We start from the raw sequence: 25657 nt of genomic DNA, 5'->3' as shown, positions 1-25657 counted from the left end.
GTCCATGAACGATCAACGGTTCGGCAAGCCGGTGCGAGGATCGCGTGCAGGGACCGTTCAATGGCCCCCGCGACGGCGCCCGGCGCCCAGCTTGCGGGTAAGGGTATTGCGGCCGAGGCCGAGACGGGCAGCGGCTTCGGCGCGGCGGCCGTGGGTGATCTGCAGCGCGGCCTCCAGCAGGGCATGGTCAACCCGCTCGCGCACCTGCGCGTGCAGCCCCTCCACGCCTTCGGCCAGCTGACGGCGCGCCCATTCGGCCAGCAGCGCTTCCCACTGCCCCGGATCGGCGGCGCTGGTACTGCTGCGGCGCCCGCGCGCGCGGTTCAGCGCGGTATCGACATCGGCCACGCCGATGGTGTCGGCGGCGGCCAGCGCGGCCATCCGCCAGCACACGTTCTCCAGCTCGCGCACATTGCCCGGCCAGTCGTGCTCGCGCAGCGCCTGCAGGGCCGCGGCGGTCAGGCGCTTCGGCGGCGTATCCAGCTTGCGTGCGGCGGCAGCCAGGAAGGTGCTGGCCAATTGCGCGATGTCCTCGCGGCGCTCGCGCAGTGGCGGCAGCTGCAGGCGCACCACGTCCAGGCGGTGCAGCAGATCTGCGCGGAACTTCCCCTGCGCGACCAGTCCCTCCAGATCCTGGTGGGTGGCGGCCACCACGCGCACGTCGACGCGGATCAGCTCGCGGCCACCGACGCGGAAGAACTCACCCTGCGCCAGCACACGCAGCAGGCGGGTCTGCAGCGGCAACGGCATGTCGCCGATCTCATCCAGGAACAGCGTGCCACCGTTGGCCTGCTCGAAGCGGCCGATGTGGCGGCGCTGCGCACCGGTGAAGGCACCGGCCTCGTGGCCGAACAACTCGCTTTCCAGCAGCTCGGACGGGATTGCAGCGGTATTGAGCGCGACGAACGGACCCAGCGCGCGCGGTGATTCGCGATGCAGCGCATTGGCCACCAGCTCCTTGCCGGTGCCGGTCTCGCCGGTGATCAGCACCGCCAGCGGTGCCTGCGCCAGGCGACCAATGGCGCGGAACAGCGCGCGCATCGGCGGCGTATCACCCACCAGTTGCGGCGGCTGGTCGCTATGCGCTTCCGCCGCAGGTGCGGGTGCCGCGAGTGCCGGTGCAACGGCCGGCAACACCCGCTGCGCCAGTGCCACCGCATCGTCCAGATCGAACGGCTTGGACAGGAATTCATGCGCGCCACCGCGGAACGCACCGGCCGTGCTGGCGACATCGGTATAGGCCGACATCACCACCACCGGCAGCTGCGGCAACGCGGCCTTGAGCTTGTCCAGCAGCACCAGGCCATCGTCGCCAGGCATGCGCACATCGGTGAACAGCAGCGCCGGCGGCGCGCCTTCGCCCAGGGCCTGCAGGGCAGCCGCAGCGCTGTCGAAATCGACAACCTGGTAGCCCGCCTCGCGCAGCGCGGTGCACAGCACGAAGCGCACCGCACGATCGTCATCGACCACCCAGATGCGCTGCGCGGTGGTGGGGGTCTCAGACATCGCGCGGGGCCTCCTCGGCCGGGGCGGCGCCGTTGCCGATCGGCAACAGCAGGGTGAACACGGTATGGCCCGGGCGCGAGCGGTAGGTCAGCGTGCCGCGATGCTCGCGCGCCACCTGCTGGGCCAGCGCCAGGCCCAGCCCGGTACCCTCGGCGCGGCCACTCACCAAGGGCAGGAACAGGTGTTCGGCCAGTTCCTCGGGCACGCCGCGGCCGTCGTCGGCGATTTCCAGGCGCAGCGCCAGCGTGTGCAGCTGCTCGGCGATGCGCACGCCATGCTCCACGCGGGTGCGCAGGGTGATGTTGCCGGCGCCGGCCTGGATCGCGTTGCGCACCAGGTTCCACACCGCCTGGGTGAGGCGGTCGGCGTCGCCGTGGAATTCGGGAATGCTGGGGTCGTAGTCGCGCTGCAGGCGCACCGCCCAGCCGGCCTCATTCTCGGCCAGGCGCAGCACGCGCTCCAGCGCGGCATGGATGTTCAGTTCCGCATGCGGCGCGGCCGGGGCCGGCGACAACAGCTGGTCAAGCAGGCCGTTGAGGCGCTCGATCTCCGAGCCGATCAGCTCGATCAGCTCGCGTTCGCTGGCCTCGCGCTGGGCCGCGCGACGGGCCAGCAGCTGGGCCGCACCCTTCAACCCGGCCAGCGGGTTGCGCAGCTCGTGGGCCAAGCCCTTCAGCGCCGCGCTGAGCGCGCTGGGCAGGGCCTGGGTCGGGTCCAGCCCGGGGAATTCATCGACCGGATGCGCCTCCAGCAGCCAGCCACCATCGTCGCGCCGGCTCATCCAGCCCTCGGCGAAGCGCGGCGCTTCGCCGGGCACCGCCAGCGCCAGCCGGTTCAAGCGCAGGCTGTCGCGCTCATCGCGGGCCAGGAAATGGGCCAGTGCCTCGCCCTGCACTTCCAGCGCGGCCAATGGGCGACCCAGCAGTCGCCGGGCGCTGACGCCCAGCCAGCGGGCGAACGCCGGATTGCAGCCGGCGATGCAGCCATCGGCCCCGGCCCAGGCCAGCGGCGTGCCCAGGGCTTCAAGGGTCGGCGGCGGTGCGGGGTCGGACATTGCACCAATGTAGTGCAAAACGCGGGGTTCGGGGTCAGAGCCCTTTCCTCGCGGAAAGGGATCTGACCGCATGCGCTGCGGGGTCCGGGGTCGGATCCCTTTCCGCCTGGAAAGGGCTCTGACCCCTGCCGCAGGTCGAGCAAGCTCGACCACGACCACATGCGTGGCCGGTTACAGCTTCATGTTGAGGCCGACGAACACGCTGCGGCCCGGCGCCGGCGAGAACATCGGGCGGGCGCTGTCCCAGAAGAAGCTGTCGTACCAGGCGTAGGCGTACTCGCGGCCGGTCACGTTCTTCAGCTGCAGGTCCACGCTGAAACGCGGGGTGAGCTGATAGGCAGCACTGAGGTCGAGCACGGCGAAACCACCGAACTTGCCGGCCACGTTGCGCTCTTCCAGGTAGTAATCGCCCTGTGCACGTGCCTGCAGGCCCAACCGCAGCGCATCACGGGCGCGGTAATCCACGCCCAGGTTGCTGATATGGCGCGGGGTGGCGGCCACTTCGCGGCCCTGCAGTGAAATGCTGGCATCGCGGTCGTCGCGGGTGATCTTCGCTTCCTGGTAGGCGTGCGACGCCCACACCGTCCAGTCTTCGCCCAGCTGCAGGCTCAGCTGCGCATCCACGCCGCGCCGGCGGGTCTTGCCCAGGGTGACCGTGGTGCCGGTGGCTGGCATGTTGGACACCTCGTTTTCCGCATCCTGCTGCCACACCGCCAGGCGTGCCTGGCTTCCCGCGAACGGCTGGAACTTCAGGCCCAGCTCCATGCCGGTGTTGGTGGACGGCTGCAAGGGCGCCTGCCCCGGGGTGAGGTAGGCCGGTGCGGTGGAGCCGGTCAGCACCTGGAAGGTGCGGCCCCAGTTCGCGTAGACGTGGGTGGTCTGGCCCAGGGTGTGGATGATGCTCAGCTTGGGCTGGCCGATGCTGCCGTAATCCTGCAGGCGGCCGCTGAGGCCGTTCATCAGGTGGGTGCGGCCACTGAAACGGTCGACGCGGTAGGCCGGCACGATCTTCCAGGCCTCGACGGGCTGGTAGACGGCCTGCACGTAGGCGCCCCAGTTGTCGAAGCTGTGGCGATCATTGTTCTGCACCCGCGCGGGGGGCTGGCTGAAATCGGTGGGTTCAGCGTAGGCGTAGCGCTCGCGGAGGTAGCCGTTGTCCTGCTGCTCGTAGTTCAGGCCACCCTCGACGGTGAGCGTGGGGCTGGCCTGCCAGGTGAGCGTGCTGAGCAGGCCATGCTGCCGCTCGTCCCATACGCGGCGCTGGCGCGGCAGGTTGCCGGTGGGGAGATCGCTGAAGGTCACGCGACGGTCGTCTTCGTAGCGGTTGTAGTACAGGCGGGTGCCGAAGGTGATTGCGTCGGACAGTTTCATGTCCAGGTGCACGGCAAGCTGGCGCATGTCGCGGTCATCGCCATCGTTGCCGTTGCGCAGGTCGCTGCCACGGCGGTGCGTGCGCAGCTCGTCGGCGGTCATGAAGCCGGGTTCGTCGGCTTCGTGGTGGTACGCACGGGCGGTCAGACCCACGCGCAGGCCGTCGTCCAGCGAGCCGTAGAACCACTTGCCGCCCAGCGAATATTTCTTCGAGGTGTCGTGGTCGCGGTAGCCGTCGCTGGCCTGGGTGCCGACGAAATAGTTCTGCGCGAAGCCATTGGCTTCACGGCCGACTGCCAGCTGCGCATCGCGGGTGTTATAGCTGCCGTAGGCCAGGCGCGCATCGGTGTAGCTGCCACCCTGGCGCGTACCGAAGTTCACGTTGCCGCCGATGCTGTGCAGGCCATAGCGCGGATCGTTGGTACCGCGCACTACTTCGATGTAGCTGATGTCCAGCGGGAACAGCATGTCGATGAAGCGCTGGTTGCCGCTGTTGACGTTGCTGGGGATGCCGTCGATCAGCGTCTTGATGGCGTTGAGGTAGCCCTCGCCGTTGAAGGCGCGGAAGCTGACCTTGCCCGATTCGGCGCCCTGCCGGGTTTCGGTGAGCTGGATGCCGGGCATCTGCCCGAGCAATTCCCAGCTGTGCGAGACGTTGCGGTTTTCGATCTGGTCTGCACCCAGCACGTCCACCGAGGTCAGCACCTGGTGCGCACTGAGCTGGCCTTCGCCGTGCTGGTGTACCTGCACCTTTCCGAGAGTGAGCGCGGCGTCGGCCGACTGTGCGAAGGCTTCAGGGGCGAACGGTGCGGCCGCGAGGGCGGCCACCAGGGTGGGAGTCTTCATGGAAAGGGGCGGTTGCGATGAAATGTAATCATATAACATTTCACGTGCCCACTTTTGCAGCGTCGAGCAAGGCTCGGCACTACAAGGGCGGGTGCCGGGGGGATTACACCGGGTAACCGGTGGCTTCCCGTGCCTTCTTCCAGGCGGCTTCGAATTCACGCGCGGAGATTTCGTCGTCCTCCTCGAAATCCAGGAACGACACTGGCTGGTCGGCCAGCAGGAAGCGGTCGTCGCTGTGGGCATGCTCGTCGGCCCAGACCATCTTGGTGCCGTAGATTTCCACCTGCCGCACGATCTTCTCGCCACGGGCTTCCATCAGCACGTTGCCCTTGCCCAGGCCCGATTCGGCCCAGTGCTTGTAGTACTTCTTTGCGGCGGATTTCGCGCCGGATTTTGCGGTGTGCTTTGCGTAGGTCATTGCAGGAGCCCTGGCCGCAGGCGCGGCCGGAAAGTACGAAATGGCGCCATTATCAGGCATCCGGGGTCAGAGCCCTTTCCTTTGGAAGGGATCCGACCCCTGCTGGTTCAGTTCGGCAGGGGCACGCCCTTTGGCCACAGCATCCAGATGTTGCCCTTCTGCTTCATGTCGCCAGCCAGCTTGCCGGCGGCATCGCCGCTGCCCCAGTACAGGTCGGCGCGCACTTCACCGGCGATGGCGCCGCCGGTGTCCTGCGCGGCCACCGGGCGCACCACCGGGCTACCGTCCGGGCGCGTGGTGGATAGCCACAGCAGGCTGCCCAGTGGCACCACGGTGCGATCCACCGCCACGCTGTAGCCGGCGGTGAGCGGCACATTCAGTGAACCGCGCGGGCCTTCCGGGCTGTCCGGGGTGCGCACGAAGAACACGTAGCTGGGATTGCTGCGCAGCAGTTCCGGCACGCGCGCGGGGTTGGCCCGTGCCCAGGTGCGGATGGCGTCCATGGTGACGTCTTCCTTCTTCAGCTGGCCCTGGTCCACCAGCCAACGGCCGATCGCACGGTAGGGGTGGCCGTTCTGTTCCGCGTAGGCCAGCCGCACCTGCTTGCCATCGGCCAGGCGCACGCGGCCGGACCCCTGGATCTGCAGCAGCTGCAGGTCCATCGGGTCGGTCAGCCAGGCCAGCACCGGCGCCTTGGCGCCCTTGGCCGCGATGGTGCCGGCGTCGTCATAGGGCTTGAGTACTTTGCCTTCGACGCGCCCGCGCAGGCGCTTGCCCTTCAGTTCCGGGTAGAGGCTCTCCAGCTGCACCACCACCAGATCATCCGGCGTGCCGTACACCGGCACCGTGGCCTTATCGGTACGGGTAAGACTGCCGGGGTAGATCGGCTCGTAGTAGCCGGTAATCAGCCCGTCGGCCTGATGGCCACCGGCACGTAGCGCGTAGGCATCGAGATCGCGCTGCAGGAACTGGCGGATCGCGGCCGGGTCCTTGTCGGATACCGCGGCGGCGGTGGCGCAGGGTTTGGCCCAGACAGCGTCGTTCTTCAGGCGGGCGCAGCTGCTGCGCCAAGCCACGAAGCCGGCCTGCAGATCAGCATCGGAGACCACTGGCAGGGCTTTCCAGTCGACCTTGGCGTAGGTGGCCGCCGGCGGCGAGGTCGGCGTGGGCGCTTCGGAGCCTGCGCGCGGAGCGGTGGTGGAGCAGCCTGCGAGCACCACCGCTGCCAACAGGGTCCAGTGCGTGCGCTTGAAGAAGGTAGCGGAATCGATCATGCCGCCATGGTGGAGTGCCGGCCGCTGGGCGGCAACCCAGCGCGAGGTCAAGCGTTCATGCGCGGGGTCACGGCATCTGCAGCAGCAACGAATGCAGAATACGGGCGTCCTCGGCATCCAGCGTCTTCGGCAGGTCGTCGCGGCCACGGAACCGGCGGTGGAAGGCGGCGACGGTGGCGTCGCGGTTGTCGAGCGGATAACCGAAGCGGGCCAGCGCATTCCACCCATCGAAGCCTTCCGGTGCGGCACCATCGGCCGCGCGCGGCCACACGCCGAACCCGGCCTCGGCCAGCTGCTGCCATGGGAAGAAGCGGCTCGGATCCTGCTTGCGCGTCGGCGCCAGGTCGGCATGGCCGATCACCTGGCGCGGCGGGATGTTCAGGCGCGTGGTGAGGTCGCGCAGCAGCACGATCAGCGATTCGATCTGTGCCGCACTGAACGGGCTGCGGCCATCGTTGTCGAGTTCGATGCCGATCGAGGCCGAATTGAGATCGGTGATGGTGCCCCAGCGCCCGGCCCCGGCGTGCCAGGCACGGCGCTCATCGGCGACCAGCTGGTAACGATGGCCATCGGCGCCGATCAGGTAGTGCGCACTGACCGGTCCACCGCTGTTGGCGGTGCGCAACGTATGCAGGCTCTGCTGCACCGACTTCTGCTCGGTGTGGTGGATGACGATGATGACCGGCGTGCGCGCGTTCTGGTTGGGTGACGGCACCCAGGTGGCGAGCGGGTTGCGGGTTTCCTGCGGCGTGGAGGCGCAGGCGGCCACCAGCAGGCAGGCCGAGAGCATCAGGGACGTGCGGATCGGGTGCATGGCCCGATTGTGCGCGATCAGGCCCGATGATGCATGCCGCCGTGCCAACCAAGCTTGGCACCCACCAGAGAGGATGCGGTAGATCCACGCCATGCGTGGATGCGCCACTCCGGCCGTGCCGACCAACGGTCGGCACCCACCAGAGCAGGAGCAGTGCCAGGCAAGCCTGGCACCGACCAAACGCAAAAGGCGGCCCCGCCGGGCCGCCCGTCATGCCTCAGGCCTCGTAGGCAGACTCGCCGTGCGAAGTCACATCCAGGCCGGTGCGTTCAGCCTCTTCGGTCACGCGCAGACCGACCACGACCTTGACCACCAGCAGGATGACCGCGGTCACCACCGCCGACCACAGTACGGTCAGGCCGACGCTGACCACCTGCACCCACACCTGATGGGCGATATCCAGATCGGCCTTGGTACCGCCCAGCGACTGTGCACTGAACACGCCGGTGAGAATCGCGCCGACGATGCCGCCGACACCATGCACACCGAACACGTCGGCCGTGTCGTCCACTTTGAGCAGGCGCTTGAGGCCGGTCACGCCCCACACGCAGACCACGCCGGCGACGAAGCCGATCACGATCGCGCCAAGCGGGCCGACCGTGCCGCAGGCCGGGGTGATGCCGACCAGGCCGGCCACCGCACCCGAGGCCGCGCCCAGTGCCGACGGCTTGCCCTTGCCGATCGCTTCCACCAGCGTCCAGCCGAGCACCGCGGCAGCGGTGGCCAGCACGGTGTTGAGGAAGGCCAGCGAGGCCACCGTATCGGCGGCGGCGGCGGAACCAGCATTGAAGCCGAACCAGCCCACCCACAGCAGCATGGCGCCGATGTAGGTAAACGGTACGTTGTGCGGCTTCAGCGCGGTCTGGCCGTAGCCCAGGCGCTTGCCGACGAACCACGCGCCGACCAGGCCGGCCACGCCCGCGTTGATATGGACCACGGTGCCACCGGCGAAGTCGATCGCGCCCAGTTCACCCAGGTAACCGCCACCCCAGACGATGTGTGCCATCGGGATGTAGCTGAGGGTGAACCACAGTGCCGAGAACAGCAGTACCGCACGGAACTTGATGCGCTCGGCAAAGGCTCCGACGATCAGCGCGGTGGTGATGCCGGCGAAGGTCGACTGGAAGGCGACGAACAGGTAGTCCGGCAGGCCCTTGATCGGCGTGTTGCCCACCGAGTCGGGCGTGAAGCCCTTGAGGAAGGCGAATTCGGTGAACGAACCGAAGAATGGATTGCCCGCACTGAACACCGCGCTGTAGCCGTAGGCCACCCACAGCAGCAGCACCAGCGAGAACACCACCAGGATCTGGCTGAGCACCGACAGCACATTCTTCGAACGCACCAGTCCGCCGTAGAACAGGGCCAGACCGGGCACCACCATCAGCAGCACCAGCAACGTGGAGGTAAGCATCCAGGCGACGTCGCCACGATCATACGCGGCGGCCGCTTCGGCCACGGCCGGCGCAGCGGCGGTGGCGGCCGGATCGTGCAGCGGCTCCACCGCCACGGTTTCGCTCGGCAGCGGCGACACCTGTGCCTGGGCATGGGCGCTGCCCGGCCACGCACCGGCGGCCAGCGCGCTGAGCAGCATCAACAGGCACACCAGGTGGAACCGGGCTTGCCACCCGGTGAGAAGGCGCATCTTCATTGGGGGAGTCTCCGGAAGGGGGTTACAGCGCGTCGGCACCGATTTCGCCGGTGCGGATGCGGATGACCTGTTCGACGGCGGTGACGAAGATCTTGCCGTCACCGATCTTGCCGGTGCCTGCCGACGACTGGATCGCTTCGATCACCGCGTCGGCACGCTCGTCGGTGACCACCGTTTCGATCTTGATCTTGGGCAGGAAATCGACGACGTACTCGGCGCCGCGATACAGCTCGGTGTGGCCCTTCTGGCGACCGAAACCTTTCACTTCGGTCACAGTGATGCCCGACACGCCTGCATCGGACAGGGCCTCGCGGACCTCGTCGAGCTTGAACGGTCGGATGATGGCGGAGATCAGTTTCATGCGCATGTCCCGAGGGTGGATGGGGCCAGCGCGCCAGCGCGCGTTGGCATCAGGCAACCACGGGTCATCAGGTGATGACCGTGGCTGTTGCACCGGACACGTACAGGGCCGGGACGGCCGTGCCTCTCTCCTTGCACGACCGACGCGGGAGGGAGGGCGGCCCTGGTCGCGTATCCGGTCTCTCTTGCCCCTGTTTCAGCGGACCGGCAGTCCGCTGTACTGCAGCGGGCCAGCGACCCGCTCTACAACGGCGGGCCTGCGCCCGCCTTGCGGCTCCCCAGCCGCGAGAACGGAAGCGATGGCGGCGGGTGGGAGGGGGGACCCACCGCCATCGCGCCCGGTCAGCTGGCGTAGTACAGCTGGTATTCCAGCGGGTGGGTGGCCGCGCGGAACTTGGTCACTTCCTGCATCTTCAGCGCGATGTAGCCGTCGATGAAGTCATCGCTCATCACGCCGCCGGCCTTGAGGAACTCGCGGTCCTTGTCCAGCGCTTCCAGCGCCTGGTCCAGCGAGGAGCAGACCTGCGGGATCAGCTTCTCTTCCTCCGGCGGCAGGTCGTACAGGTCCTTGTCGCTCGGTGCACCCGGGTCGATCTGGTTCTTGATGCCGTCCAGGCCGGCCATCATCAGCGCGGTGAAGGTCAGGTAGCCGGACTGGATCGGATCCGGGAAGCGCATTTCGATGCGGCGCGCCTTCGGGTTGGACACCCACGGAATGCGGCACGAGGCCGAACGGTTGCGGGCCGAATAGGCCAGCATCACCGGCGCCTCGAAGCCCGGCACCAGGCGCTTGTAGCTGTTGGTGCCCGAGTTGGCGAAGGCATTGATGGCCTTGGCGTGCTTGAAGATGCCGCCGATGTACCACAGCGCCAGCTGGCTCAGGCCACCGTAGCCGTCACCGGAGAACAGGTTGGTGCCGCCCTTGGACAGCGACTGGTGCACATGCATGCCGCTGCCGTTGTCGCCGACGATCGGCTTGGGCATGAAGGTGACGGTCTTGCCGTTGCGGTGCGCGACGTTCTTGATGACGTACTTCATGCGCAGCAGCTCGTCGGCCTTCTGCACCAGGGTGCTGAACTTGGTGCCGATCTCGCACTGGCCCGCAGTGGCCACTTCGTGGTGCTGCACTTCCACTTCGATGCCGACCTGTTCCAGGGTCTTGCACATTTCCGCGCGCAGGTCGTGCAGGGTGTCGGTCGGCGGAACCGGGAAGTAGCCACCCTTCACGCCCGGACGGTAGCCGCTGTTGGCGCCGTCATACTTGGCGCCGCTGTTCCACGCCGCTTCTTCCGAGTCGACCTTGAAGAAGGTGTTGCCCATTTCGTTGGCGAAACGGACCGAGTCGAAGATGAAGAACTCCGGCTCCGGGCCGAAGAACGCGGTTTCGGCGATGCCGGAGGACTTCAGGTAGGCCTCGGCACGCTTGGCGATGCCGCGCGGGCAGCGGCCATAGGCCTGCATGGTGGCCGGATCGAGGATGTCGCAGCTGATCACGATGGTCGGATCGGCGTAGAACGGGTCGACGTAGGCGCTGGACGGGTCCGGCAGCAGCACCATGTCCGATTCGTTGATGCCCTTCCAGCCGGCGATCGAGCTGCCGTCGAACATCTTGCCTTCTTCGAACAGCGACGGTTCGACGATGCTGACCGGGAAGGTGACGTGCTGCTCGACGCCACGCATATCCACGAAACGCAGATCGACGAACTCGATCTGGTTGTCCTTGATCAGCTTCTCAACGTTTTCCACGGACATCGGTACGACCTCGGATGGGGATGAATGCCTGCTGAGGTACAGCAATGACCGTGCCAACTTTTCGATACCCGCAAGTCGTTGATTCCAATATGGCTGCCCCGCGCCGGTGCAGAACGGTGCGCACCAAACCGGTGCGCCCGCCAACAGACGCACCCGTTTGGTGCAGCAGGGATCGTCTATCCTCTCGACCTTCTTCCTTCCGCCGCGCGTGCCCGCACCGTCCATGTCCGACCTGCTCTCCGCCCTGCTGCTGGGCATCCTCGAAGGCTTGACCGAATTCCTGCCGATCTCCAGCACCGGCCACCTGCTCATCGCCCAGCACTGGCTGGGTGCCCGCTCGGACTTCTTCAACATCGTCATCCAGGCCGGCGCGATCGTGGCCGTGGTGCTGGTGTTCCGCCAGCGCCTGCTGCAGCTGGCCACCGGCTTGAACCAACGCGAGAACCGTGAGTACGTGTTCAAGCTGGGCGCTGCGTTCCTGGTCACCGCCGTGGTCGGCCTGGTGGTGCGCAAGGCCGGCTGGTCGCTGCCGGAGACGGTCAGCCCGGTAGCCTGGGCACTGATCATCGGTGGCGTCTGGATGCTGCTGGTGGAGGCCTACACCGCGCGCCTGCCCGACCGCGACCAGGTGACCTGGACCGTGGCGATCGGCGTCGGCCTGGCGCAGGTGGTGGCGGGCGTGTTCCCCGGTACCTCGCGCTCGGCCTCGGCGATCTTCCTGGCCATGCTGCTGGGCCTGAGCCGCCGCGCCGCTGCCGCCGAGTTCGTGTTCCTGGTTGGCATTCCCACCATGTTCGCCGCCAGCGCCTACACCTTCCTGGAACTGGCCAGGGACGGGCAGCTGGGCAGCGAGAACTGGACCGAGGTGGGCGTGGCCTTCCTTGCCGCGGCCATCACCGGCTTCGTCGTAGTGAAGTGGCTGATGGGCTACATCAAGTCGCACCGGTTCACCGCCTTTGCGATCTACCGCATCGCGCTGGGCGCTGCGTTGCTGCTGTGGTTGCCCTCCGGCAGCTGAACAGCGCCGGCCGCACGGTAACCCCATTGCCGGCCCCACCCCGTTTTCCCCACGGTTCCCCAAGGAGAATCACCATGAACCGCAAGCTCACCCTGCTCCTCCCGCTGGCCCTGATGGCCGCCTGCAGCCAGACCCCGGCCCCGGCCGGCAATGGCGGCGACGACGTGGCCCCGGCCGCGACCAAGGCAGCGGACCAGCAGACGCTGGCGCACCTGGATGCGCAGCGCCTGCAGAGCCAGCACTGGCTGCTGCAGCAGGCCACCGGCGCCGACGGCAAGCGCATCGACGCGCTGTTCGCCCGCGAAGACAAGCCGGTCACCCTGGACTTCGCTGATGGCCGCCTGTCGGTCAGCAACACCTGCAACCGCATGGGCGGCGGCTACACCCTGGCCGACGGCAAGCTGACGGTCAGTGCGATGGCCTCGACCATGATGGCCTGCACCGACAAGGCGCTGATGGCGCTGGACGAAGCCGTGTCGAGCCGCCTGCAGGGCGAACTGAAGGCCGAGCAGGATGCCGATGGCAAGCTGACCCTGACCAATGCCAAGGGCGACGTGCTGGTGTTCAACCCGGAACCGACCGCTGAAACCCGCTACGGCGGCGCCGGCGAAACCGTGTTCCTGGAAGTGGCCGCGAAGACCGAGAAGTGCTCGCACCCGCTGATCCCGGACTTCCAGTGCCTGCAGGTGCGCGAAGTGAAGTTCGACGACAAGGGCCTGAAGCAGGGTGAGCCGGGCAAGTTCGAGAACTTCTACGGCAACATCGAGGGCTACACCCACGAAGACGGCGTGCGCAACGTAGTGCGCGTGAAGCGCTACGAAGTGAAGAACCCACCGGCCGATGCGCCGTCGCAGGCCTACGTGCTGGACATGGTGGTCGAGTCGGCCATCGAGAAGTGATGTAGAGCCGACTGTTAGTCGGCTGGCTCTTGAAGGGCGGCCGCGAGGTCGCCCTTCTTCGTGGTGGGTAGAGCCGGCCGCTGGCCGGCTGCCTTGCGGAGCACCGCCAACACACGGATGTTGCCGGCCAACGGCCGGCACTACCCGCATGCATCAGGGAGATCGGCATGAAGCACGTCCCCGCCCTCATCATTGCCGCGCTGCTGGCCATGTCTACGGATGTGGCCGCTGCCAGCACGCCCACCACCGGGCAGCTCGAGGCACATCCGTGGCAACTCGCGCGCGCCACCGACGCGCAGGGCCGGCGCATTGATGCGTTGTTCGTGCGCGGTCGACCGCCCTACACGCTGCGCTTCCAACCCGGCTACATGAGCGAGTTGAACCTGTGCAACCAGTCAAGCAGCACCTATCACCTGCAAGGTGACCGGCTGGTTCTTGAGGGCGGCATCATCACCACAGCCGCTTGCATGCGGGCCGAGGTGGCCGAACAGGAACGTGTCGCCGGCACGCTGGTGAATGCACGCGCAGAGATGACGCTTGCGCTGGATGAGCGTGGCCGCCTGCTGCTGCGCAATGCGCACGGCGATGTGCTGGTGTTCGCGCCGGTAGCCGGTACGGACGAATGAAAAGGGCGGCCGCAGGGTCGCCCGTCTTCGTCAGCGGTAGAGCCGGCCGCTGGCCGGCTGCCACGGGCGAATGCAGCAGCACACGGGCGTTGCCGGCCAGCGGCCGGCACGACCCGTTATGCCGCCTCAGCCCAGCGCCGGATTCAACGTGTAGGTGCCGTGCAGTGCCGCTTCGGCCAGCACGTGGCCGTGCATGGTCCGGTAGGCGTCGGCGGCGGTAAAGCGTTCCGGCAGCTGCAGCGATGCCACGTCCAGCGCGAACACGCGGAAGAAGTAGCGGTGCACGCGCTCGTCGTTGAACGGCGGATAGGGGCCGTCGTAGCCCAGGTAGTCACCGGCCATGTCCGGGTTGCCGGCGAACCAGCCGGTGAAGTCGTTCAGGCCCTGGCGGCTGCCGGCCGGCCCGGCCGGCGTGGTCTTGCCCTTCACCACGAAGCCGTCGCTGCAGCTGCCTGCGGCAATCTCGCGCACCGAAGCCGGAATATCGGCCATCACCCAGTGCACGAAATCACAGCGGGGCTGGTCGCGCGGCACGCTCATGTCGGTGCGGCCGACCGTCTCCGGCACGGTCGGCACGTCCGGATCGACGCATACCAGCAGGAACGAACGGGTGCCCTCCGGCACATCGCTCCAGGCCAGGTGCGGATTGCGGTCCGGTGCGAAGCCCGCGGCATCGCCTGCGGCGAATTCGCGGTCGATCGGTGCACCGTTGGTCAGGCTGTGGCTGCTCAGTTGCATCGGCGTGTCCTCACTCTTCCGGGTAACCCAGGCGCACCGCGATCGGGGTGAGCTTGGCGAAGGCGGCGCTCATCACGTCGCGGTAGTTGCGCCAGTGGCCCGGCGGGAAGCGCGGCGCGCCCAGCTGCGCGGCCGGCGGCATCGGCCGCTCGAACAGTCGGCCCAGCAGTTCGGCCATCGCCTGCGGATCGTTGCCGATCTGGTCGATGCGCAGCAGCACCTGCGGGTACAGATCGTCCTCGTGCAAAGCGGCGACCTGGGCCAGCGCGCGCGCCAGCCATTCGCTGGCTTCGGCCAGCGAGGTCATCGCCAGCGGCGCGGCGGCACCATAGGCCACCCAGTCCAGCAGCATGTCGCGCGGGTCGCGCAGCACCACCAGCAGGCGGCCCTGCGGCAACTGCGGGCGCAGCGCCCACAGCAGCGCGTTGTCCCACCACAGCAGCCAGTCGATGATCGCGTCGTCCTGCACGCCGCGCGACGGCAGCTGTTCGCGCCAGCGCTGCACCAGCCGCTCCGGCGTCAGCACGCCCGAAGCGAGGTCCTGCAGCGTGTGGTAGTTCTGGAAGGCGTCGTCGGGTGCGTTGGAGGTATAGCGGTCGCTGCGCAGCACCGGGCTGGCCGCGGCCAGGCCGGTCGCCACGCGCTCCACGCCCGACCCTGGCGCGCCCCACAGGAAGATCGGCGCGGAGGTGGCATCGCCGTCGATCTCGCCCTTGTCCGGCCAGCTCGGCGGTGCCTTGGCCTGCGGCGGCAGCGGCAGGCGCTGCGGGGCCTGGTCGGCCTGCAGGGCCAGCCAGGTCTGCAGCGCATCTTCGTGCTGCCCGGCGCGATCCTGGATCTCACCCAGCCAGGTGCGCAGGTCGGCGCGGTGGCCTTCCGGTGCCATGCCGATCAGCGCCTGCACGCGGGCGACCGCAGCGGCCGGATCGCGCTGCAGCAGGCCTTCGACCAGGCGGGTTTCGCCGCTGACGCGGCCCGGTTCGAGGCTGACGATGCGCTCGGCGATCGCTTCGGCCTGGGCGTGTTCGCCCACCATGTCGTGCAGCCGCAGGCGCGCTTCCAGCGCCGGCAGGTGGCCCGGCATCGCGTCCATCCAGCGCTCGACCGTGGCGGCGGCGGTGGCACTGCCGACCTCCTCCACCGCCAGGCGTGCCAGCCACAGGTCGTGCAGCTGCGGGTGCTGCTCCAGGGCTGCATCCAGGCGGGCGCGGGCCTCGTCTTCGCGGCCCAGGCGCTGCCAGGACATCAGCAGCAGCTGCAGCACGTCGCGGTCATCAGGCAGCGATTCCAGCAACGGCAGCAGGTGCTCCAGCGCCTGCAGCGGCTGGCCGCTGCGCAGTGCCAGTTCGCCGGCCAGGCGGCGCATCGAAGGCGTATCCAGGCCTTCCTGCTGCAGCGCGATCTGCATCGCCTCTGCCGCAGCTTCCAGGTTGCCCTGGCGCATGGCCAGCTGCACCACCAGGCCATGCAATGAGGCGATGGTCGGGTTCAGTTCCAGCACGCGCCGGAACGCCTGCTCGGCGAAGGCCAGCATGTTCTTGCCCAGGTAGGCGAAGCCCAGTGCGTAAAGCACGCGGATGTCGTTGGGCAGGGCCTGGTTGGCGGCCGACAGCAGCGTCAGCGCGCGATCGGCATCATCGCGGCGCAGCGCGATCATGCCATCGATGGTCAGCAGCTCCGGGTGGTCCGGTTCGACACGCGAGGCCAGCGTGGACAGGCGCTGCGCTTCATCGAAATCGTTGCGACCGATCGCCAGGTGGGCCTGCATCAGGTACGCGGCGAATGCGTTCGGGTCCAGCCCGGTGGTGCGCGTCAGTGCTTCGCCTGCGCCGTCGAACTGGCGCAGGGCCAGCAGCAGGCCGGCGTGCTGCAGGTGCAGCTGGGCGTTGTCCGGGGCCAGCTGCAGCGCCTGCTGCAGGGCCTCCATCGCGTCCTCGGCCTTGCCCTGCTGCTGCAGCGCAAGCGCCAGCCAGCGGTGGGCCTCGGCCTGGCCGGGTTCATCACGGGTCCACGCCTGGGCCAGCTGCACGGCCCGGTCGGCCTCGTTCTGGCGCAACGCTTGGATGATCTGGTCTTGCATGGCGGTCCGGTTCAAGGGCAAACCCGCATTGTAGCGGCCTGCGCGCCCGTGCCGGTTCAGCCTTGCAGCACGCGCTGCAGGCGCTGCGCCACCCAGCGCTCGGAGAAGCCGTCACCGCGCCAGTTTTCCAGGAAGCCACAGTGTCCGCCCCAGCTGGCGGTTTCCAGATGCGCCTGGTGCGGCAGCTGCCAGTCGCTGAAGGTCGCGTAGGGGATCACCGGGTCGTCCTGCGCCATCAGGATGTCGGCCGGCACCTGCAACGTGGACAGGCGATCACCGGCAATCGAGTAGCCATCGAAATAGGCCTGCAACGAACCGAAACTGGTGTGGCGCTCGACCAGCCAGGCGGTCAGCGCGCGGATGTCCAGTTTCAGTACGCGGTCGTCGCAGTCGCTCAGTTCGGGGAACAGGTCGCGCTTGCGCCGCAGCGAACCGGCCCACTTGCGGCGGAAGTACCAGCCGTACATCGCCGGGCCGTTCTCGATGCTCTCCATGGTCAGCGCCGGGTCCAGCACCGGGCATACCGAGGCCACGCGCAGCAGCGGCACGCCGGCCGCTGGCGCGCGCAGGGCCAGGCGCAGCACGAAGTTGCCGCCCAGCGAGTAACCGGCGGCCACCAGCGGCAACTGCGGCCAGCGCTGGGCGATATCGCCCGCGGCATGCACCACTTCGTCGATCAGGTTGGAGTGGAAGATGCCAGGGTTGAGATGATGGGTATTGCCGTGGTCGCGGAAATTCAGCCGCACCACGTCGAAGCCCTGTTCGAGCATGCGCGCGGCCGCCATGCGCATGTAGCTGGATTCGGCGCTGCCTTCCCAGCCGTGCAGCAGCAGGGCCATGCCTTTGGGTTCGCGGCCTTCGATGTGGCTGTGCCAGCCTTGCAGGCGCACGCCATCACCGCCGTCGAGGATCAGTTCTTCGCTGATCGCGCCGGTCGCGGCCAGCAGCAGCAGGCCGCGCTGCAGGCGCATGCGGCTGGAGCTGAGCATCGATTGCAGGTGCGGGTTGCGCAGCCAGCGCGGCGGCTGGTAGTCAGCCGCGTGCAACGTCGGCGTGCCGGCGTCCAGGACGGGTGGCGGGATCAGGGCCACCGCACCCTCACTCGGTGCTCATGGCCGCCACGATGCGCGCGCGCGACGTCTCCGCGATGCGCCGACGGCCTTCCAGGTCCTGCGCACCGATCGGTGTCAGGAAGTGCACTTCTGCACGCCGCGCCGGCTCACCGAGCAGGCGCAGGAAATTGGCGAAGAAACTCTCGCCGGGGCCGAACGCGACAATGGTCTGCGCATCGCCCTTGAGCCCGTACACCAGTGCCACCGGCTGCACCGGCACGCCGGTTTCAACCGCGGCCTGGAAGATGCGGGCATGGAACGGGCCTACTTCGTGGCCGCCGCGGGTGCGCCCTTCCGGGAACACGCCCACCGCCTTGCCTTCGCGCAGGCGGTCAGCCATCACCTGCATCACGCCACCGAGCGATTCGGTGTTGCCGCGCTGGTGGAAGATGGTCTGGCCACGCGCGGCCAGCCAGCCGACCAGCGGCCAGCTGGCGATCTCGCGCTTGGCGACAAAGCCCATCATGCGCTGGCTGTGCAGGATGCAGATGTCGACCCAGCTGACGTGGTTGGCGACGAACAGCACGGCGCCGGGCAGCGGCGTGCCGATCTGCACCAGGCGGAAGCCGAAGATCCACATCAGCCCGCCCTGCCACCAGTTGACCACTTTGGCCCCCAGGGTCGCCTCGCCCACGCGCAGTTCGCCCCACGGCCGAAGCATGCCGATCAGGATGAGCGGCAGGAACACGATGATGTGGACCAACAGCAGCGGTACGCGGTACAGGTAACGGCACACACGCGCCACGCCGCCGCGGGGGGCCGGAGTGGGGGAAGTCATCCGCGCACGATACCGGAGGGCCGTCATCGCTGCCAGCCGATTTAGGCCATAACACCCATCAACCGGGGCAATCGGCGGGGAACGCTGGGTTCCGCTGCCGTCACCGGCCGTCCGGGGCTCAGCCGTGGCCGGCCGCCACCACCGCCAGGGTCAGCCGCGAGATGCACACCAGGCGGCCCTGCTCGTCCTCGATGCGGATCTCCCACAGCTGGGTGCTGCGGCCGACGTGCAGTGCACGTGCGGTGCCGGTCACGGTGCCCGAGCGAACGGCGCGTACATGGTTGGCGTTGATCTCCAGCCCTACGCAGATCTGTTTGGCCGTATCCACGCACAGGTTGCCGGCGCTGCTGCCCAGGGTCTCGGCCAGCACCACCGACGCGCCGCCATGCAGGATGCCGTAGGGCTGGCGGGTGCGCTCGTCCACCGGCATGGTGGCCTGCAGCCAATCGTCGCCGGCCGCGCTGAAGACGATGCCCAGCGACTCGATCGCGGTGTTGCGGCTGAGCGTGTTGAGCTGCTCGAGGGAAACGGCTTCGCGGAACACCAGGGTCATGCGGGCACCTTCAGAGGATGGGAACGAGGCCGGCGCCGAATGCGGTCAGCATTCGGACCAGCAGCCATTTCGGGCCGACATTGACCTCGGGGAAATCGCCCACGGCGACATAGCAGCGGTGGAAGTCCGGGTCCTGCCGGGGCAGCGGCTGCGGGCAGTCCGGGCCGGGCTTGAACTCGTAGTCGGTGGCATAGCGCCACGGCCAGAAGTCGAGGATCGGCAGTGCCTCGGAGGCCTTGCCGACGCTGTAGTTGAGCCCGGACAGCACCGGCGGCTTGGCCCGCGGCGCCACCGTCCACGAGTTCTGCGGGTGGGTATCGCGCAGGATGCTCTCGGCCAGCTGCTCGGCGAAGGCCGGGTCGTCGATGATCACCGCACCTTCGGTGTTGTAGTTCTCGCTGCGCGGATCGAAGTTGTGGGTGCCGACCACGCCGATGCGGCGGTCGACCACCAGCGACTTGGCATGCAGGCCCATGCGCGCGCCCTTGCGGGTGACCGGCAACGGCTTGTTGACCGCCTTGCTGCCCAGGAAGGAGGGCCGGGTCTCGGTGCGCAGCAGGCGGGTCTCGACCTCGCTGCCGGCCGCGCGGCGGCGCTCGCGCGCGTTCTGGTAGGCACTGCCGGTGCGCGGGTGGTTCACCGGCCCCTGCTTGCCGGTGGGTGCCGGATGCTCATCGCGATCGCGGCTGTCGCCGGCATTGCTGCCCGCGGCGCTGCCGCCAATCAGCGGATTGCGCCCGCCGTCGTCGTCACCTCCGGGCGCGGCGATCGGATCTGGCAACAGGTTGCGGTAGTCGACCGGTGCATCCAGCGGGAACGGCTTGTATTCGAAGATGTTGAAGCCCAGTTCGCGCATGTTGCGCCGCTTGTACTTGTACGACAGCGCATACACGATCGGGTTGTCGGTGGCCGCCAGGCTGTTGCTGGACACCACCACCCGCGGCGGCTGCGGGCGCTTGCGCAGCTCGCGGAACAGCTTCTGCGCCGGCTTGGACAACACCAGGTACGGCGTCTGCAGGATCACCTCCTCCTGCGCGCCGGCGATCAGCGCATCCAGCTGCGGCTCGGTCACGTGCTGGCCCGCCAGTGGCGCATCGGCCTTCTCGCGCCGGTGCTTGCGTGGCAGGTCGGCGACATAGCGCACCGAGGCCACCGGCAACGCGGTATCGACGAAGGAACGGCTGACGAAGTCCATGTCATTGGCTTCGGCACTGACCCGCTGCACCCGCTCGGGGCGGCGGAAGCTGGCCGGCGGCAGGGTCGGCACGCCCTCGCGCAGCAGGGTGCGGCCGACATCGTTCAGGCGCTCGGCCGGCACGCTGCGCCTGGCATGCCAGAAGGCATCGAAGTTGGCGGCCATCGCCCGCGCCTCCGGGCCGGCGATCAGCACGTCGCGGTCGCGGAAGTTGTACTCGCGGTCCCAGTCGTAATAGTCGTCCTGGTAGTTGCGGCCACCGACCACGCCGATCGCATCGTCGATCACCAGCAGCTTGTTGTGCATGCGCTGGTTGAAGCGGCGGAAGCAGCACAGCACGCTGCCGGCATAGTCGAAGTAGTTCAGCCGGGCCTTGCCGAAGGTCGGGTTGTAGACCCGCAGCTGGAAGTTCTGGTGCGCGCTGGACAGCGCGCCGAGGATCTGCAGGTCGGAGATCGCCGAGAGCTGATCGATCAGCACGCGCACCTTCACCCCGCGCCGCGATGCAGCCAGCAGCTCGTCGATGACCAGCCGGGCGCTGTCGTCCTTGTCGAAGATGTAGGTCTGCAGGTCGATGCTGCGGGTGGCGCTGCGCAGCAGGTTCAGGCGCGCCACCAGCGCACCTTCGCCCTCGTCGAGCAGGGTGGCGTAGTGGCGCGGCTGTTCCGGGGTGGATTCGGTGAACGCCCGGCCGGCCAGCGCACGCAGCGGTGAGTCCTGCGCGCAGCGGTCGGCGCGCTGGCAGCCGACCACGGTCGAGCGCGCCTGCACGGCGATCGCTTCGGCGCGGTCGCGCTCGGCATGCGAAAGCGATGCACAACCGCTGCCCAGCAACACCGTTGCCAGCGCCAGTAAACGCAGCAGGAGGTTCACGGTTTCGGCGCCTCGCTCAGGCGCGCACGCAATACGAAGGTCACTCGGTCACTCAGGGCTAGCTGCCAGCTGTCCATTCCATACCGGCCTCGCTGCACGGTACCGCGGCTGACGACATCGCAATCATAGCCGGGTCGGGCGCACTCCGCCTTCTCGACCCGCAGCGACTCGGGATGGCTGACGCCGCGCAGGGTCAGCCGGCCGTTGATGTCGCCACCCTGTTCCACCGTCTCCGGCCAGTATGGCAGCGAGTCGAACTCGACCACCGGATGGCGCCCTGCATCGAAGAACTCTTCGCCGCGCATCCAGCCGGTGTAGCGCGCCTTGCCAGGGATCTCCACCGAACGGGTGAACATCTTCAGGTGCACCTGGTGGCGCCCGTCGGACAGGATCTCGATGCGCCCCTCGAAGTGCGGGAATACGCCTTCGATGCGCTGGCCGAAACGGGTCCGCACCTCGAAACCGATCCGCGAGCGCTGGGTATCCAGGCGCAGTACCCGCGGCGCTTCGGCGGACACCGGCGGCAACGGCGTTGGTGGGGGCACAGCCGCCCAGGCCGGGCCAAGCGCCAGCAACGCGGGCAGCAGGAAGCGGCTGCGCCGCGCCTGGCTCATCGGATCACGGCCACCAGAACGCGTTCAGGCTGGCCACGCCCGGCTCGATCGAGACCTCGCGCGGGAAGCCGAGGACGGCCACGCCGCCCGGCGGCATGCCCCGGTAGTCGCTGCTGGTGCCGTCGGTCATCAGGGCCACCAGCTGCTCCAGGCCCGGGTTGTGGCCCACGATCAGCACCCGGTCCAGGTCGCGACGTTCGTCCACCAGCGCCGCCAGGGTGCCCGGGGTGGCTTCGTAGATCCGGTCTTCCAGGCGCTTCTCGACATAGCCGATGGCCGTCATCACCGCTTCCAGGGTCTCACGGGTACGTCGCGACGGCGAGCACAGCACGCAGTCCGGCAGCAGGTTGTTTTCCTTCAACCACTTGCCGGCGGCTTCAGCTTCGGCCAGCCCCACCGGCGACAGCGGCCGGTCGAGGTCGGCCTGGCCGGAAACGGCGGGTTCGGCATGGGCATGGCGCAGCAGGATCAGTTCACGCATCGCGGGTTTCCATGGAGAAGAGGATGCAGCAGGAGAAGTGAGGCAGGCATCAAAGCTTGAGCCAGGACAGCAGCGGTTCCCAGTCCGCCTGGTGTTCGCGCACCTGGGCGGAGCGATAGTCGAACAGGCTGCGGCCCAGGCCGGTCATGACCACGTAGCTCTGGCTGTCACGCAGCTGCGCGACCACCGGGTACGGCCATTCGGCCAGCATCTGCAATGCCTGCTGCGAGGTCTGGGTCCAGGGTTTGGTGCGGTTGAGGACCAGCCCTACCGGCAGCTTGCGGCTGTGCACGCGCGGGTTCTGGGCCAGGCTGTTGAGGAAGCCGACGATGGCTTCGATATCCAGCGCCGAGGGCAGCACCGGCACCACCACGGCGTCGGCCGCGTCCAGGAAATGGGGGATATCGTCGGCCAGCGCACCGGCGGGTGCATCAATGATGACGGTATCGGTACCGTCGGGCAGCTTCTGCGCCCACTGCTTCTTCCGATACACATCGATGGGGAGCACCGCGCTTTCCAGCCCGGCACGCCGTTGTGCCCAGCGGGTGCTGGAGCCCTGCGGGTCGGCATCGGCGATCACCGTGGCCTTGCCCTGCAATGCCGCGTACGCGGCCAGGTGGGTGGCGACGGTGGTCTTGCCCACCCCGCCCTTGGAACCGGCCACCAGGATCGTCTTCATGCCAGCCTCGCTTCCGGGTACGTGCCCCGAGCGTACACCGGCGGTGGTGACGGGAGGTAGCGCCGTGCTGAACCCGTGGCCATCGCCTTTGCTATCGTGGCGCCCCCGAAGGATCGAACCGGCATGAGCGAACTGCAGGACCTGAGCGCACTGATCCGCGCCAATACCCCCCTGATCGTGATCGAGACCCAGGATGAGGGGCGCATCGTTGAACTGTTCCGGCAGACGCTTATGCACGTGTGGCGGGCCCTGCACCGCTGGTCCATCACCGAGGGCCTGCGCCGCATCGACCTGGACCGCGAGGATCCGCCGGTCGGCCCGCCCGATGCCAGCGCCGCGCTGCAGATGATCCGCCAGGCTGATCAGCGCGGTGTCTACCTGCTGCTCGATTTCCACCCCTACCTGGGCTATGCCAGCCACCAGCGCGCACTGCGCGACCTGATCCAGCGCCGCCACAGCGAACCGCACGTGCTGGTGCTGATCGGCGCCAAGGTCGAGCTGCCGGCCGAGCTGGAAGCACTGGCGGTGCGCTTCAACCCGCGCCTGCCCGATGCCAACGCCCTGCTGAAGATGCTGCGCGAGGAGGCCGACGCCTATGCGCGCGAACACGGCGGCCGCCGCGTCGAGGTCGACAGCGAGGCGGTGAAGAAGATCCTGAAGAACCTGCAGGGCCTGAGCCTGGTCGATGCCCGCCGCATTGCCCGCCAGCTGATCTACGCCGATGGCGCGCTGCGCGACGACGACCTGCCGCAGCTGGCACGGCTTAAGTTCGAGCTGCTCAACCGCAGCGGCCACCTGTTCTTCGAGCACGACAGCGCACGCTTCGGCGACGTGGCCGGCGCCAACCGGCTCAAGCGCTGGATCAGCCAGCGCCGGGTGGCCTTCATCGCCGGCTCGGCACCGGCCGGCCTGGACCCGCCGCGCGGCATGTTGCTGCTGGGCGTGCAGGGCTGCGGCAAATCGATGCTGGCCAAGGCCACCGCCGCCGGCTTCGGTGTACCGCTGCTGCGCCTGGACGTGGGTGCGCTGTACAACAAGTACCACGGCGAGACCGAGGCCAACCTGCGCCAGGCGCTGGCCTCGGCCGAGCAGCTGGCGCCCTGCGTGTTGTGGATGGACGAGATCGAGAAGGGCCTGGCCAGTGGTGGCGAGGACGGTGGCGTATCGCGCCGCGTGCTCGGCTACCTGCTGACCTGGATGGCCGAACGCAAGGCGCCGGTCTTCATCGTCGCCACCGCCAACCAGGTGCACGAACTGCCGGCCGAGCTGCTGCGCAAGGGCCGTTTCGACGAGATCTTCTTCGTCGACCTGCCCACCCCCGAAGTGCGCGTGGAACTGCTGCGGCTGCATCTGGGGCGACGCCAGCTCAATGGGGACGACTTTGCACTGCCGGCGTTGGCGGCCGCGGCGAATGGTTTCTCCGGCGCGGAGATCGAGCAGGCGATCGTGGCCGGACTGTACGCAGCGCACGCCGAAGGCCGGCCGCTGGACACCGAGCTGCTGATGAACGAGATCCGCGCGACGAGGCCGCTGTCGGTGCTGATGGCCGAGCAGGTCGAGGCCTTGCGCGCGTGGGCGTCGGGGCGGACGGTTTCCGCGGACGATTGAGGTTTCCCGCGAACGGCGCAGCCCCTCGTGGTTGGTCGCTCAAAGCGACAGTCGTGGTTGGCCGGGTGGGTAGGCTGCGCAGGGGGCGCTGCAAGTACGTCCCTGTAAGCTCGGTCGCCGCATCCATGCGGCTCACGCCCCTGCGCAGCCTACCCACCCGCCCCCTGACAGTTTCCGGGGGCGTCCGCCACGGAGAAGAAAAAAGATGATCAAAAGCAAAAGCCGGTCGGCTGGCCGCTTTCTGTAGAGCCGAGCCCACGCTCGGCTGCATTTCGATCAGATATCGAATAGTTGATTCCGATGCGGATTCATCCACGCATGGCGTGGATCTACCCACCGCCGCCGATAACCTGTCGGGGTCGACGCGGTCTGGGGCTGCAGGACCGATGGCGCCATGGATGGCGCCATCGAGCCCCCATGGGTGAGGGCGCTTTGCTTGCGAAGCACTGCTTCGCAAGCGCCCGAACGCCCAGCCTCCAGCGGCTGGGCCGGGCCGCGGAGCGGGGTTTACGGCGTGTCCTGCCAACCCACACCACCCCGCCATCCCGCGGATTGCCCGCTGTTGCTGTTGCTTCGGCTGTTGCCTCTGCGGGTGCCGGGTGCAACCCGGCGCAACCCCCTCCCTCAGGGCCAGGCCGGCGGCGCGGCCGCCCAGGCCTGCTGCACTTCGGCCAGCGAGGCACGCTCGTCGTCGCGCCACAACGGCAGCAACTGCGCATAGCGGCTGCTGTCGCTCCATTGCGTCGGCTCGGTACGCACTGCGGCGGCATACCACTGCACCGCCTCCTGCTTCTGCCCGGCCCGCCACAGCGCCAGCGCATAGGTCGGTGGCAACCAGCCCGGCTTGCTCAGCGAACCACCGGCAGCGGCCTGCCATTGCTCCAGGGCGGCTTCGGGCTGGCCCTGACGCAGCAGGTCCCAGCCGTAGTTCCAGCGCACGCCACGGCCCAGGCTGCCCTGCACCGGCGCATCCTTCAGCGCTTCGCGATACAGCTGTTCACCCAGTTCGGTACGGCCCTGGGCAATGGCCACCGACGCCAGCTGCACGGTGGCCTCCACGGTCCGCCGGCCGCGCTCGCGCTGCTTGAGCAGCTGCGCCACCAGCTCATCCCCGTCGGACTGGACCACGATCATGGGCACGGCGGCCGCATCGCTGTCGAAATAGAACTCCTGTGGTGCCGGCACCGCCGGCGCGGCCCACACCGGGGCCGTTCCCGAGACCAGCAACATGCTGCCCAGGATCTTTCCTGCAACTGACATCCCTTCTCCCCAGGCCGCAACCGCAGCCCCCTCTCTCTCTCCCCGATCCTAACCCCAGCATGGCCGCCGGCGCGAGTGCCGGGGCGGCCGGGCCTCGCTG

General features: G+C 68.2%; 23 protein-coding genes. 4 read left to right on the top strand and 19 right to left on the bottom strand.

The genetic code is table 11. From position 1 onward, the window contains the following. Positions 1 to 57: 57 nt before the first annotated feature. From ntrC to glnA, 9 genes are all read right to left on the bottom strand, one after another. Complete coding sequence (gene ntrC, locus ACS0OT_RS00545; protein WP_329888641.1) at positions 58 to 1506, bottom strand: nitrogen regulation protein NR(I); 1449 nt, start codon at positions 1504 to 1506, stop codon at positions 58 to 60. After that, positions 1499 to 2560 carry a two-component system sensor histidine kinase NtrB gene (locus tag ACS0OT_RS00540; protein ID WP_111176882.1) on the bottom strand — a complete coding sequence of 354 codons (1062 nt, stop codon included), beginning with the start codon at positions 2558 to 2560 and terminating at the stop codon, positions 1499 to 1501. Before ACS0OT_RS00540 ends, ntrC begins: the two co-directional genes overlap by 8 nt. A gap of 171 nt (positions 2561 to 2731) precedes the next feature. Then, entirely contained in the window at positions 2732 to 4777 is a 2046-nt protein-coding gene (locus tag ACS0OT_RS00535; protein WP_329888640.1) for a TonB-dependent receptor, read from the bottom strand. A gap of 103 nt (positions 4778 to 4880) precedes the next feature. After that, positions 4881 to 5195 carry a hypothetical protein gene (locus ACS0OT_RS00530; RefSeq protein ID WP_262090526.1) on the bottom strand — a complete coding sequence of 105 codons (315 nt, stop codon included), beginning with the start codon at positions 5193 to 5195 and terminating at the stop codon, positions 4881 to 4883. A 107-nt stretch (positions 5196 to 5302) separates the two neighbouring features. Continuing rightward, positions 5303 to 6469, bottom strand: coding sequence for a murein transglycosylase A (gene mltA, locus ACS0OT_RS00525; protein ID WP_329888639.1), 1167 nt, complete (start codon positions 6467 to 6469; stop codon positions 5303 to 5305). Between the two features lie 67 nt (positions 6470 to 6536). Beyond that, positions 6537 to 7283, bottom strand: a complete 747-nt coding sequence (locus tag ACS0OT_RS00520; RefSeq protein WP_235649685.1) for an N-acetylmuramoyl-L-alanine amidase — start codon at positions 7281 to 7283, stop codon at positions 6537 to 6539. Positions 7284 to 7500: 217 nt separating this feature from the next. Beyond that, positions 7501 to 8931, bottom strand: coding sequence for an ammonium transporter (gene amt, locus ACS0OT_RS00515; RefSeq protein WP_235649684.1), 1431 nt, complete (start codon positions 8929 to 8931; stop codon positions 7501 to 7503). Positions 8932 to 8953: 22 nt separating this feature from the next. After that, on the bottom strand, positions 8954 to 9292 hold the full coding sequence (locus tag ACS0OT_RS00510; protein WP_004134334.1) for a P-II family nitrogen regulator: 339 nt from the start codon (positions 9290 to 9292) through the stop codon (positions 8954 to 8956). Positions 9293 to 9633: 341 nt separating this feature from the next. Then, positions 9634 to 11043, bottom strand: coding sequence for a type I glutamate--ammonia ligase (glnA, locus tag ACS0OT_RS00505; RefSeq protein ID WP_005420964.1), 1410 nt, complete (start codon positions 11041 to 11043; stop codon positions 9634 to 9636). A 223-nt stretch (positions 11044 to 11266) separates the two neighbouring features. Between glnA and ACS0OT_RS00500 the strand changes: the two genes are divergently transcribed. From ACS0OT_RS00500 to ACS0OT_RS00490, 3 genes are all read left to right on the top strand, one after another. Further along, positions 11267 to 12061, top strand: coding sequence for an undecaprenyl-diphosphate phosphatase (locus ACS0OT_RS00500; protein ID WP_065178699.1), 795 nt, complete (start codon positions 11267 to 11269; stop codon positions 12059 to 12061). Between the two features lie 74 nt (positions 12062 to 12135). Further along, the gene (locus tag ACS0OT_RS00495; RefSeq protein WP_442255986.1) at positions 12136 to 12960 is read left to right on the top strand and encodes an META domain-containing protein; all 825 of its coding nucleotides are present in this window, start codon (positions 12136 to 12138) and stop codon (positions 12958 to 12960) included. Between the two features lie 167 nt (positions 12961 to 13127). Further along, positions 13128 to 13586 (top strand): META domain-containing protein, encoded by a 459-nt coding sequence (locus ACS0OT_RS00490; protein ID WP_065185549.1) that lies wholly within the window; start codon positions 13128 to 13130, stop codon positions 13584 to 13586. A 126-nt stretch (positions 13587 to 13712) separates the two neighbouring features. Here ACS0OT_RS00490 and ACS0OT_RS00485 read toward each other — a convergent pair whose 3' ends face one another. From ACS0OT_RS00485 to ACS0OT_RS00445, 9 genes are all read right to left on the bottom strand, one after another. Further along, a complete protein-coding gene (locus ACS0OT_RS00485; RefSeq protein ID WP_065185548.1) occupies positions 13713 to 14324 on the bottom strand; it encodes a YbhB/YbcL family Raf kinase inhibitor-like protein in 612 nt (203 codons plus the stop codon). A gap of 10 nt (positions 14325 to 14334) precedes the next feature. Then, positions 14335 to 16404, bottom strand: coding sequence for a tetratricopeptide repeat protein (locus ACS0OT_RS00480; RefSeq protein WP_065185547.1), 2070 nt, complete (start codon positions 16402 to 16404; stop codon positions 14335 to 14337). Between the two features lie 56 nt (positions 16405 to 16460). Continuing rightward, positions 16461 to 17450, bottom strand: coding sequence for a YheT family hydrolase (locus ACS0OT_RS00475; RefSeq protein ID WP_442256464.1), 990 nt, complete (start codon positions 17448 to 17450; stop codon positions 16461 to 16463). 52 nt (positions 17451 to 17502) lie between these two features. After that, the gene (locus ACS0OT_RS00470) at positions 17503 to 18294 is read right to left on the bottom strand and encodes a lysophospholipid acyltransferase family protein (protein WP_065185546.1); all 792 of its coding nucleotides are present in this window, start codon (positions 18292 to 18294) and stop codon (positions 17503 to 17505) included. A gap of 118 nt (positions 18295 to 18412) precedes the next feature. Beyond that, positions 18413 to 18847, bottom strand: a complete 435-nt coding sequence (locus ACS0OT_RS00465) for a hotdog fold thioesterase (protein WP_049414459.1) — start codon at positions 18845 to 18847, stop codon at positions 18413 to 18415. Between the two features lie 10 nt (positions 18848 to 18857). Further along, positions 18858 to 20915: a phospholipase D family protein gene (locus ACS0OT_RS00460; RefSeq protein ID WP_262090518.1), complete on the bottom strand. Its 2058-nt coding sequence runs from the start codon at positions 20913 to 20915 to the stop codon at positions 18858 to 18860. Next, entirely contained in the window at positions 20912 to 21529 is a 618-nt protein-coding gene (locus tag ACS0OT_RS00455; protein ID WP_005420984.1) for a YceI family protein, read from the bottom strand. The genes ACS0OT_RS00460 and ACS0OT_RS00455 overlap by 4 nt, the downstream gene beginning before the upstream one ends. A gap of 4 nt (positions 21530 to 21533) precedes the next feature. Next, a complete protein-coding gene (locus tag ACS0OT_RS00450) occupies positions 21534 to 22010 on the bottom strand; it encodes a SixA phosphatase family protein (RefSeq protein WP_005420985.1) in 477 nt (158 codons plus the stop codon). A gap of 49 nt (positions 22011 to 22059) precedes the next feature. Then, on the bottom strand, positions 22060 to 22689 hold the full coding sequence (locus ACS0OT_RS00445; RefSeq protein WP_005420986.1) for a ParA family protein: 630 nt from the start codon (positions 22687 to 22689) through the stop codon (positions 22060 to 22062). Between the two features lie 123 nt (positions 22690 to 22812). Here ACS0OT_RS00445 and ACS0OT_RS00440 point away from each other — a divergent pair, with 123 nt between their 5' ends. Next, positions 22813 to 24297 (top strand): AAA family ATPase, encoded by a 1485-nt coding sequence (locus tag ACS0OT_RS00440; protein WP_005420987.1) that lies wholly within the window; start codon positions 22813 to 22815, stop codon positions 24295 to 24297. Between the two features lie 624 nt (positions 24298 to 24921). On the opposite strand, the gene ACS0OT_RS00435 is transcribed toward ACS0OT_RS00440, so the two are convergent. Further along, positions 24922 to 25557 (bottom strand): tetratricopeptide repeat protein, encoded by a 636-nt coding sequence (locus tag ACS0OT_RS00435; RefSeq protein WP_139726577.1) that lies wholly within the window; start codon positions 25555 to 25557, stop codon positions 24922 to 24924. Between the last annotated feature and the right edge of the window lie 100 nt (positions 25558 to 25657).

Origin of the sequence: Stenotrophomonas maltophilia group sp. RY12688, from assembly GCF_052149045.1 — a bacterium.
Taxonomy (GTDB): Bacteria; Pseudomonadota; Gammaproteobacteria; order Xanthomonadales; family Xanthomonadaceae; genus Stenotrophomonas; species Stenotrophomonas sepilia.
The sequence above is the reverse complement of the archived record's forward strand: the minus strand, read 5'-3'. Positions and strand labels throughout refer to the sequence as shown.

Bases quoted from the DNA above. Each gene is read 5' to 3' on its own strand.
- ntrC (WP_329888641.1), bottom strand. From the start codon at position 1,506: ATGTCTGAGACCCCCACCACCGCGCAGCGCATCTGGGTGGTCGATGAC.
- ACS0OT_RS00540 (WP_111176882.1), bottom strand. From the start codon at position 2,560: ATGTCCGACCCCGCACCGCCGCCGACCCTTGAAGCCCTGGGCACGCCG.
- ACS0OT_RS00535 (WP_329888640.1), bottom strand. From the start codon at position 4,777: ATGAAGACTCCCACCCTGGTGGCCGCCCTCGCGGCCGCACCGTTCGCC.
- ACS0OT_RS00530 (WP_262090526.1), bottom strand. From the start codon at position 5,195: ATGACCTACGCAAAGCACACCGCAAAATCCGGCGCGAAATCCGCCGCA.
- mltA (WP_329888639.1), bottom strand. From the start codon at position 6,469: ATGATCGATTCCGCTACCTTCTTCAAGCGCACGCACTGGACCCTGTTG.
- ACS0OT_RS00520 (WP_235649685.1), bottom strand. From the start codon at position 7,283: ATGCACCCGATCCGCACGTCCCTGATGCTCTCGGCCTGCCTGCTGGTG.
- amt (WP_235649684.1), bottom strand. From the start codon at position 8,931: ATGAAGATGCGCCTTCTCACCGGGTGGCAAGCCCGGTTCCACCTGGTG.
- ACS0OT_RS00510 (WP_004134334.1), bottom strand. From the start codon at position 9,292: ATGAAACTGATCTCCGCCATCATCCGACCGTTCAAGCTCGACGAGGTC.
- glnA (WP_005420964.1), bottom strand. From the start codon at position 11,043: ATGTCCGTGGAAAACGTTGAGAAGCTGATCAAGGACAACCAGATCGAG.
- ACS0OT_RS00500 (WP_065178699.1), top strand. From the start codon at position 11,267: ATGTCCGACCTGCTCTCCGCCCTGCTGCTGGGCATCCTCGAAGGCTTG.
- ACS0OT_RS00495 (WP_442255986.1), top strand. From the start codon at position 12,136: ATGAACCGCAAGCTCACCCTGCTCCTCCCGCTGGCCCTGATGGCCGCC.
- ACS0OT_RS00490 (WP_065185549.1), top strand. From the start codon at position 13,128: ATGAAGCACGTCCCCGCCCTCATCATTGCCGCGCTGCTGGCCATGTCT.
- ACS0OT_RS00485 (WP_065185548.1), bottom strand. From the start codon at position 14,324: ATGCAACTGAGCAGCCACAGCCTGACCAACGGTGCACCGATCGACCGC.
- ACS0OT_RS00480 (WP_065185547.1), bottom strand. From the start codon at position 16,404: ATGCAAGACCAGATCATCCAAGCGTTGCGCCAGAACGAGGCCGACCGG.
- ACS0OT_RS00470 (WP_065185546.1), bottom strand. From the start codon at position 18,294: ATGACTTCCCCCACTCCGGCCCCCCGCGGCGGCGTGGCGCGTGTGTGC.
- ACS0OT_RS00465 (WP_049414459.1), bottom strand. From the start codon at position 18,847: ATGACCCTGGTGTTCCGCGAAGCCGTTTCCCTCGAGCAGCTCAACACG.
- ACS0OT_RS00455 (WP_005420984.1), bottom strand. From the start codon at position 21,529: ATGAGCCAGGCGCGGCGCAGCCGCTTCCTGCTGCCCGCGTTGCTGGCG.
- ACS0OT_RS00450 (WP_005420985.1), bottom strand. From the start codon at position 22,010: ATGCGTGAACTGATCCTGCTGCGCCATGCCCATGCCGAACCCGCCGTT.
- ACS0OT_RS00445 (WP_005420986.1), bottom strand. From the start codon at position 22,689: ATGAAGACGATCCTGGTGGCCGGTTCCAAGGGCGGGGTGGGCAAGACC.
- ACS0OT_RS00440 (WP_005420987.1), top strand. From the start codon at position 22,813: ATGAGCGAACTGCAGGACCTGAGCGCACTGATCCGCGCCAATACCCCC.
- ACS0OT_RS00435 (WP_139726577.1), bottom strand. From the start codon at position 25,557: ATGTCAGTTGCAGGAAAGATCCTGGGCAGCATGTTGCTGGTCTCGGGA.